Origin of the sequence: Prevotella rectalis (assembly GCF_900607215.1) — a bacterium.
In the GTDB taxonomy this organism is placed as follows: Bacteria; Bacteroidota; Bacteroidia; order Bacteroidales; family Bacteroidaceae; genus Prevotella; species Prevotella brunnea.
The window spans coordinates 463082-472846 of sequence record NZ_LR027822.1 but is presented as its reverse complement, the minus strand read 5'-3'; the positions used below and the strand labels follow the sequence as shown (position 1 = coordinate 472846).

Here is a 9765-nt window from a genome sequence, read left to right as displayed (position 1 = left end):
GCGATGGAGGAAACAAAGACGACATATGAAAGGAGAATATATCAATTCAAGAACTGGAAAGAAAAGAATAAAATAACAGTGGAAGTACAGAGAAAGGAAAGATGAATTACACACTTTTAAGGACACTACCATTGATTGCAAAAGGTTAGCTTTCGCATTGTAAAAGGTTAGCTTTCGCTTTGTAAAAGGTTAGCTTTTGCATTGTAAAAGGTTAGCTTTTGCAAACGACTTTGTAAGTGGCTGGAAATTAGAGAGATAGTTGTTGGTTATGAAGGCTGTGAAAAAGCATGGTTTTTACTGTCGGTTTTACATTCGTTTCGTTTACTTTCTCGGGCAAAAAAGCGCAATGAAATGAACCACTTGTCCATCACTTCTAAGGTATCGGTGATGGGAACAGTCGTTATGTTTGTCCTTGCACTGAAGATACAATTCACAGGTTGGAAACGAGTGATGGGTCTTTTTTGCGGACGCACTGTTCAGACCGTTGCACTTATAGTGGCTTGGGCTTGCTGATTGTGGGTTCGCATCATCGTTGTGCTGACAAACTTAACGTCTTTCCAAGAGGCTGAGTTGTTGGACGTATAAGTTTTCAGCGTAGGATTGTTTTGTTGGTTTTTCCATTGCTGCTTCTAACGATATTAATTCCACGCTTCAGTTTCTTTATTTTTCTACCGGATAAATCGTATATCTCCTTTGTGGTTGTTTGTTCGGGGGTGTTGAGTTGTGCAATTCCATTGTCGATGTCGGGCTTAATCACTATCGTTCGCTTTCCTATTGGCTCGTTTTGTATGCAGAACGAATGATACTCACTGTTCCATTTAGCGTTCTTTGGAGCGATAAGCAATGAATTGTCCAACTCAACGTTTGCAAGCTCGCCAATGGTGAGGTACTTCCCATAGGCGTTTACGGCAGCGTTTTTAATGATTAGTTGCTCGTTTTTCATGCCGGTTACCCCCGTAATTCCCCACAGTCCCTTTGCACCTATTCTGCAATTGGTGATGGTGAGTTTGCTGTCGTACCCCGTAAACATTGCGCTTTGTTGTTCCGTTTCCACTTTTAAGGAGTCGCCGGTAATCGTCATGTTTCCGTTTGCATCGTTATAGATACCGATTCCATGGACAGATTTTATGGAGTTGTTCCCTTCGAGCCGGATGGTCAGATTCTTCATTCCGCTTTTTATTCCATTGTCATCTTCTTTCGCCTCAATGACGGCATCTTTCAGGGTCAGCGTGTTTGTGGTATTGTCAAAAGACACTTCTCCCGATTTTAGCCATTCGCCCGTAAGGTTTTCCACATTCTCCGATGTGATTTGCGTTCCTGCGATGAACAGCTCGTAATTTGTTTGGGCAAAACCGATTGACGGACACATACCCGCGACAAGAAGTAGCGTTGTCGCAGCCAATACTCTCAGTGTGGATTTTTTATTCATGGTTTTTGAATTGTAAATGAGCAATCTATAAAATATCAGTTGCTAATTTACGATTTTTTTTGTGATAATATATCAAAAGCACAAAGAAAATCATAGTTTCGATTAAAAATCTTAGGTATTTATTGTGTATATCGAGAAAAACAACTAATTTTATCGCCTGATTTCAATTTGTAGCTTAATAAGCCATACATAAATGGAAAAACAAAACGATAAAAAATCTTCTACCGTGAGAAAACGAACCCTGCCCAATGGCGTGATGTGTTTGCTGATTATTCTTTTCTTGTTCGGTGGGATAGGATGGAAAATGGGTGTCGCCCCGATGTTGAACACCATCATGCACACAGCTCACGACCTGTTGCTCAACACATGTTTTTATCTGATGGCCATCTGTGTGCTCACGGGAGCGCTGGGCAAACTCTTTGTTGAGTTTGGGGTAGTGGATTTGATAGAGAAGTTGCTTCGTCCGCTCATGCGTCCTTTGTTTCATTTGCCCGGCGTAGCTTCTTTGGGTGCAGTTTTGACCTTCCTTTCCGACAATCCCGCCATTATTACGCTTGCTCATGATAAGCACTTTAGTGGATATTTCAAGAAGTTTCAATATATCTCCCTGACCAATTTTGGAACTGCTTTTGGAATGGGACTTATCGTTATCGTGTTTATGCTCGGTCATGGCTACTTCGTGGAACCGTTCATCGGCTTTTGCGGTGCCTGCATAGGATGTATTGTTTCCACGCGATGTATGCAATATTTTGTGCTGAAGTCTTATCCACAGTATGCCACGGAGAATGCGTTGAGCTCTGAATGTTTTGAAAAACAGGTGGAACGACCTGTACACGAAGAGGAAAAATCGGTGTTTTTGCGTACACTGAATTCCCTACTCGATGGCGGAAAGTCAGGAGTGGAAGTAGGAGTATCTATCATTCCCGGAGTGCTGATAATCTCCACGCTCGTTATGATTCTTACTTTCGGACCGAGTGCCGATGGTAGTTTCACGGGAAAGGCCTATGAGGGAATTGCCATTTTGCCAGAGGTGGCCAACAAGCTCAATTGGTTGCTTGAGCCACTGTTTGGATTCTCTGACCCACATCAGGTCGCCTTCCCCATTACCGCTCTTGGAGCCGTGGGTGCCGCATTGAGTTTAGTTCCCAATTTTGTGGCACAGGGCTGGATTGATGGTAATGCCATTGCCGTGTTTACGGGGATTGGCATGTGTTGGAGTGGATTTCTCAGCACCCATACTGCCATGCTCGACACGATAGGGTATCGCGAACTGACATCGAAAGCCATCCTCTCGCATACTATCGGTGGTTTGGCAGCGGCACTTGTCGCACATTGGATTTATCTGCTCTATGTGCTGATTTAGCCCATTGTAATAGTTGAAACGAAATAACGATAATCATCAAGTGGGAATTTGTTTCATTTGACGGAATAATTCGCCTTGCCTGCCGGCTTAATGCGCCCCTTTTCTTTGTTGATTGGCTCTTTTTCCGTATCTTTGCAAATGATAAATTAGGTATTCAATAAGAAAAAGATAAATTATGGCAAAAAAAGCACTTCTGATGATTCTCGATGGATGGGGAATCGGAGAACATGGTAAAGGAGATGTAATCTATAACACCCCGACACCTTATCTTGATTACTTGAACGCAATATCCTCCCACTCTTACTTGTTGGCTTCAGGCGAAAACGTAGGTTTACCTGACGGACAGATGGGCAATTCGGAAGTGGGACACCTTAATATCGGTGCCGGAAGAGTGGTTTATCAGGACCTCGTGAAGATTAACAAAGCATGTACAAGTGGAGAAATCCTAAAGAACCCTGAAATTGTTAATGCCTACAGCTATGCAAAGAAAACCGGGAAGAAACTCCACTTGATGGGTTTGACGTCCAACGGCGGTGTCCATTCTTCCTTGGAGCACCTTTGTAAGTTGATAGAAATAGGAAAAGAATACGACCTGAGGGATGTGTTTGTTCACTGTTTTATGGATGGACGCGATACAGACCCGAAGAGTGGAGCGGGCTTCATTGCCGACGTACAAAAAGTCTGCAATGCCAATAATGCCCATATCGCATCTGTTATCGGTCGCTTCTACGCCATGGACAGGGATAAACGGTGGAACAGAGTCAAGGAGGCATACGACTTGCTTGTTGAAGGAAAAGGAAAACAAGCTGCGGATATGGTGAAAGCCATAGAGGAAAGTTATGCAAACGACGTAACCGATGAGTTTATATTGCCGATTCATAACTCCACGGTGAATGGAACGATAGCGGAAGGAGATGTGGTTATCTTCTTCAATTTCCGCAACGACCGAGCCAAAGAACTGACAACAGTTCTTACGCAAAAGGATATGCCCGGGGAAGGCATGAAGACCATTAAGGATTTGCAATATTATTGCATGACACCATACGACGCGAGCTTCACGGGTGTTCACATCTTGTTCCCGAAGGAAAATGTTTCCAACACTTTGGCAGAGCATCTCAGTTCTTTGGGCAAGAAACAATTGCACACTGCTGAAACAGAGAAGTATGCACACGTTACATTCTTCTTCAATGGTGGACGTGAAGAGCCTTTTGAGGGCGAGGATAGGATACTCGTGGCTTCACCCAAAGTGGCTACCTACGACCTCAAACCGGAAATGAGCGCGTATGAAGTAAAGGATAAATTGGTGGAAGCAATCAACACGAGTAAGTATGACTTTATCGTTGTGAACTTTGCCAATGGCGACATGGTGGGTCATACAGGTGTAATAAACGCCATAGCCAAAGCTGTTCACGCTGTGGATAACTGTGTGAGAGAGGTTATTGAGGCAGCCAAAGCCAACGACTATGAAGCTATCATCATTGCCGACCATGGAAATGCCGACAATGCGTTGAATGGCGACGGTTCACCCAATACGGCTCACTCATTGAATCCGGTTCCGTTTATCTATGTAACGGATAACAATTCCGCGAAAGTTAAGCCGGGACGCTTGGCAGACGTGGCTCCTTCCATCCTGCATATCATGGGATTGGAACAGCCTGAGGAGATGACCGGTGAGTGTTTGATAGAAGATAAATAAGTTTAGTATGATGGTCAGCCCTATCTTCCATGTTTGATGGATGGGGCTGCGTTATTTTATTCAAAAATGGTTTCTATCGAAAAGTCATGGAAAGAGGCACTGCAAAAAGAATTTAGCAAGCCTTATTTCCTGCAACTGACCGAAAATATTCACCGAGAATATAGGGAAACAACTTGTTATCCTCCCGGAAAATTGATTTTTAACGCTTTCAATCTTTGTCCGTTTGATGACGTGAAAGTGGTTATTCTCGGACAAGACCCTTATCATGAACCCGGTCAGGCGATGGGTTTGAGCTTTTCCGTTCCGGAAGGGACGATGTTACCCCCCTCACTCATTAACATATACAAGGAGATAGAATTAGATATGGGAAAGCCCGTAGTCAAGACCGGCGACTTGACACGCTGGGCAAAACAAGGCATTTTGCTGCTCAATGCCACTCTGACGGTTCGCGCTCATCTTGCGAATAGTCATCAACGGTTGGGGTGGGCTAACTTTACGGACGCAGCTATCAAGGCTTTAAGCGAACATCGGGAAAACATTGTCTTCATGCTGTGGGGTGGTTTTGCTCGTTCCAAGAAGTATCTTATCGATGCTTCGCGACATTTCATCTTGGAATCGGTTCATCCTTCGCCATTATCTGCCAATAGAGGAGGCTGGTTTGGTCAGCATCAATTTTCCCGCTGCAATGATTATTTGATGTCAAAGGGCATTGAACCCATTGTTTGGTAATGTTTTTTTTGTTTAGAAAAACACGATAATAATCGTGTTTCTTATCTCATTGTTGTAACTTTGCAGCCGAAAAAATAAATCATTTATCTCGGATTTCAACATAAAGTTACGCCGATGAGTAGAATGTCCATGATGCCTATATTGCAGATAGGCAATGTACTTGTTTCTCCCGACATCATTACGGAGATGTTTTGTTGCGATTTGGATGTCTGCAAAGGCATCTGCTGTGTTGAGGGAGATGCCGGCGCACCGGTTTCTCTTGAGGAAATTGGCGCGATAGAGAATATGGTTGATAGTGTTTGGGACGACTTGTCGGCTTCTGCTCAATCGGTTATCGACAGGCAGGGTGTTGCTTACACTGATGGTGAAGGCGACTTGGTGACAAGCATCGTGAGTGGAAAGGATTGCGTGTTTACATGCTATGAGAACGGCTGTTGTCTGTGTGCGTTGGAACGTTCATACCGAATGGGGAGAAGTAAGTTTGTAAAGCCCATCTCATGTGCTCTTTATCCCATTCGCTTAAAAGAGTTCGACACAGGTTTGATAGGTATAAATTACCATCGCTGGGATGTTTGCAAGGCTGCCGTAGAGAAGGGAAAGGCTTTGGGACTCCCTATATACAAGTTCTTGCGCGAACCATTAATCAGGCGGTTTGGTATGGAATGGTATCAAGAACTTGAAGAAGTTGCAGAACAGATGTTACATTCCTCAGAGCCATCTCCGGATTCCGACTTCGCTCCGGCCGTTTAGGATAAGGTGAAAGTCCTACGGTTCAGTTCTTTCTGTATCCTGATGGGCTTTCACCATAGTGTTCCTTGAAGTACTTTCCAAATGCACTTTGGTTCGGAAAGTTAAGAGTTTCGGCAATTTGCTTGATACTTTTCTTGCTATTTTTCAATAATACGCGAATTTCACGCATCACATAATAGTCAATCCAGCTTCCCGGAGTGCGTTTACTGGCAGCTTTTACCGTTTCAGAAAGATATTTTGGTGTTATGCAAAGCTGTTCTGCATACCATCCCAGTCTGCGCTCTTTACGAAAGTTCTTCTCTACCAATGTGATAAAATCAGAAAAGATTACCTCCGCTCTGTTTTTCCCTCCGGTTTCTACCTGTTGCATGTGATAGACGATGTTTAGCAAGTCATAGATTAGTACTTTTAAGATAGAAGCAATCAGGTCGCGTCTGTAATGATGTGTGGTGTCTTTTATCTTCAGCTTTAAGATTCTGACATAGGACAAAAGCTGTTTGGCCTGCTTATCCTCCAAGTGAAAGACCGGATGTTGGCGTGCAAACAAGAATAAGGTGGACAGTAAACTAACACCGCTTACTATTTCCTGAAGGTAGTTATAAGATAAGACCAAAACCACCATCTCAGCGTTGCATGCTGTCTTAATATCTCCCAAGACTTGTCCTTTCGGAAGTATGAAAACATCTCCCGAACCCAATGTGTGCTGTTCAGTGTCATCGGTATAACTGATGTTTCCTTTTGTGCAGATACCGAGCACCAAGCAGTTCAATCGAGATGTTTCCAGCAGATGGGGCACTCCCGTAGTGCTGTCATACAGCAGGAGTTCGTTGTCCACGTTGTATATGGCTGAAAACTCCTGTTCTACTTGCTTCACATTAATTTCTCTCATATCCTAACCCAATGATATTGCGTTTAAATGCAAAAATACGGATATTTTTATAATAACCAAAGTTTTTTGCCAATTTAGATGATTAACATTCGGTAAAAGACTTCTCTTTCGGAAGAAGAGCAGAATGTTGCACCTTGTCGCGTATTATTCTATAAGAAAGATTGCTTCTTTCCAAAAGAGGAGTCGTTGTTTCAGCCTATGAAAGTTCTGCTGTAAGAGGTTACGCGTCAATGTTTGCGTAGGTAGCATTCTCTTCAATGAATTCGCGACGTGGTTCAACATCATCTCCCATCAGCATGGAGAAAATCTCGTCAGCCTCGGTGGCACTTTCTATGGTCACTTGCTTCAGCAGTCGAGTCTGTGGGTTCATGGTTGTTTCCCAAAGTTGTTCCGGATTCATTTCTCCCAAACCTTTATATCGCTGTGTGTGAAGTGATTTTGCATCCTCATCGCCCCCGGCATATTTCTCTATGAACTGCAGTCGTTGTTGTTCCGTGTAGCAATATTCGCTGACTTTCTTGAAAGTGCATTTATAGAGTGGGGGTGTGGCTATATACAGATGTCCTTCTTCTATGACTTTGGGCATGTACCGGAAGAAAAGTGTCATGATGAGCGTGTCGATGTGTGAACCATCGACATCGGCATCGGTCATGATGATAATCTTGTCGTAGCGCAATTTGTCGGTATTTGCTTCGAAATCGCCTTCTCCTTCCACGCCAAAGCGCACGCCGATGGATTGAATGATGTTCATAACTGACTCTGCTTCGAATACCCGATGGCGTTGTACTTTCTCTACATTCAGGATTTTTCCGCGCAATGGCAGGATAGCTTGTGAATAGCGATCGCGACCTTGTTTGGCGGAACCACCGGCGGAGTCGCCCTCCACCAAGAAAATCTCACATTCCTTTGGGTCTCTGTTGGAACAGTCTGCCAATTTTCCCGGCAAACCTCCGCCGGTCATGACATTCTTTCGCTGAACACTCTCTCGCGCTTTGCGGGCCGCGATGCGTGCTGTTGCAGCCAATATAACTTTGTCGCAAATGAGTTTTGCTTCGTTGGGGTTTTCTTCCAAATAATAGGAGAGAGCCTCTCCAACCGCTTGCTGTACTGCTCCGGACACTTCGCTATTGCCCAGTTTGGTCTTGGTCTGACCTTCAAACTGAGGTTCTGCCACTTTGATTGAGATAACGGCGGTCAAACCTTCGCGGAAGTCTTCGCCGGTGATTTCTATCTTTGCTTTTTCAATCTGTTTCGATATCTGCGGTTCGTTGTCGGCGTATGCCTTCAATGTTCGCGTTAGTGCTGTGCGAAATCCGGTGAGGTGTGTTCCTCCCTCTATGGTGTTGATGTTATTAACGTAGGAATGTATGTTCTCGTTGTAATCGGTGTTATACATGATTGCCACCTCGATGGGAGTACCCTGCTTCTCTGTTTTCAGGTAAATGACATCGTCGAAAAGATGGGTGCGATGGCGATCGACATATCTCACAAATTCCTTTAATCCCTCTTTGGCATGGAATACTTCACAGCGTGTTTTGCCCTCTTCGTTGGGGCGTAGGTCGGTCAGCGTGATTTTAATGCCTGCGTTCAGAAAGGCCAGCTCTCTCATGCGACGCGCCACGATGTCCCACTGGAAGACGGTGGTGGTGAAGATGGAACTGTCGGGCCAGAATTGTTGACGAGTACCGGTCTTGTCGGTTTCGCCAATGATTTTTACCGGATAGAGGGGCTTGCCTTTTTCGTATTCCTGTTGATAAATCTTGCCCCCGCGGAAAACCTGTGATTTCATGTGAGACGACAAGGCATTCACGCAACTCACACCCACACCATGCAGACCACCGCTGACTTTATAGGAACCTTTGTCAAACTTTCCTCCGGCGTGGAGCACTGTCATGACCACTTCCAATGCACTTTTGTGCAGCTTCTCGTGTTCATCTACGGGGATGCCGCGCCCATCGTCCTCAACGGTGATGGAGTTGTCTTGGTTGATAGTTACTTCTATATGGCTGCAATAGCCTGCCATTGCTTCGTCAATGGAGTTGTCAACAGTTTCGTTGATGAGGTGATGAAGTCCTTTCTCACTTATGTCGCCAATATACATCGCGGGGCGTTTGCGTACTGCTTCAAGTCCTTCCAAGACTTGGATGTTACTGGCGGAATAATTATTATTTTTTTCTAAAGTGTCTGCCATTTTTCTATTCAAATAATGATAGGCAAAGATACGAAATTTCGTTGGATTATGGAAATAAATCAAGAATTAATAACAGTACAAAATGCCCATTCACGTTCAGAGAAACACAACATTTGGTTGATGATGTGGGCGTTTCTCGAACTTGTGAGGCTGTTCATGTTCTTTTTGGGGTGAGTTGAAGGAAAATAATCCGGCAAAGAAGAAACGCCGGATTGGATTCATGAAATGATTTGCCATGATGAAAAGTAGATGTAAGAAACGGCTAAAGTGATATGTGCTGACACGAAAACCCTATGCAGTTGTTCTGTGATGATATGTCATAATGATGTCGTTTTCGGGCATGAAAACAGAATGTGAATTTGATGAATGGACTGTTGATTTGCAAAAGCTTAGCTTTCACGTTGCAAAAGCTTAGCTTTTAGGATGCAAAAGCTTAGCTTTTGGGATGCAATACCTAAGCTTTTGTCTTTTCCTGAATTCACTTGTCAGATCTGACGATGTATTTCTGTTTTACTTGTCAAATATTTTCTTGTTTACTGAATGACTTGACATTAACATTATATAGGTTAAATTTGAAGTCTGTGCACTTGTATAAAAGAAGATGGACAACACCTAAGTTCCGTCATATTTTCGGCAAGGTCTTAGGGGGCTCGATGCCCCCTGGGACCTTTGGTGAAGATGGCATAAGACCGTCGTTCGCCATATTTTCGGCGTTCCA

At 43.9% G+C, this 9765-nt stretch carries 7 protein-coding genes; 4 read left to right on the top strand and 3 right to left on the bottom strand.

The genetic code is table 11. From position 1 onward, the window contains the following. Window positions 1–589: 589 nt before the first annotated feature. Entirely contained in the window at window positions 590–1429 is an 840-nt protein-coding gene (locus tag E0E16_RS10325; protein WP_130830238.1) for a hypothetical protein, read from the bottom strand. A 193-nt stretch (window positions 1430–1622) separates the two neighbouring features. Here E0E16_RS10325 and E0E16_RS10320 point away from each other — a divergent pair, with 193 nt between their 5' ends. The 4 genes from E0E16_RS10320 (at window position 1623) to E0E16_RS10305 (ending at window position 5967) form a co-directional block, all read left to right on the top strand. Continuing rightward, window positions 1623–2792 carry a nucleoside recognition domain-containing protein gene (locus tag E0E16_RS10320; RefSeq protein WP_130830237.1) on the top strand — a complete coding sequence of 390 codons (1170 nt, stop codon included), beginning with the start codon at window positions 1623–1625 and terminating at the stop codon, window positions 2790–2792. A gap of 175 nt (window positions 2793–2967) precedes the next feature. Then, on the top strand, window positions 2968–4488 hold the full coding sequence (gene gpmI / locus E0E16_RS10315; protein WP_130830236.1) for a 2,3-bisphosphoglycerate-independent phosphoglycerate mutase: 1521 nt from the start codon (window positions 2968–2970) through the stop codon (window positions 4486–4488). A gap of 66 nt (window positions 4489–4554) precedes the next feature. After that, complete coding sequence (gene ung / locus E0E16_RS10310) at window positions 4555–5217, top strand: uracil-DNA glycosylase (RefSeq protein ID WP_130830235.1); 663 nt, start codon at window positions 4555–4557, stop codon at window positions 5215–5217. Between the two features lie 114 nt (window positions 5218–5331). Beyond that, window positions 5332–5967, top strand: coding sequence for a DUF3109 family protein (locus E0E16_RS10305; protein ID WP_130830234.1), 636 nt, complete (start codon window positions 5332–5334; stop codon window positions 5965–5967). A 22-nt stretch (window positions 5968–5989) separates the two neighbouring features. Here E0E16_RS10305 and E0E16_RS10300 read toward each other — a convergent pair whose 3' ends face one another. Both E0E16_RS10300 and gyrB read right to left on the bottom strand, forming a co-directional pair. Next, window positions 5990–6856: a helix-turn-helix domain-containing protein gene (locus tag E0E16_RS10300; RefSeq protein WP_130830233.1), complete on the bottom strand. Its 867-nt coding sequence runs from the start codon at window positions 6854–6856 to the stop codon at window positions 5990–5992. 220 nt (window positions 6857–7076) lie between these two features. Then, window positions 7077–9047 (bottom strand): DNA topoisomerase (ATP-hydrolyzing) subunit B, encoded by a 1971-nt coding sequence (gene gyrB, locus E0E16_RS10295; protein WP_130830232.1) that lies wholly within the window; start codon window positions 9045–9047, stop codon window positions 7077–7079. Window positions 9048–9765 lie beyond the last annotated feature (718 nt).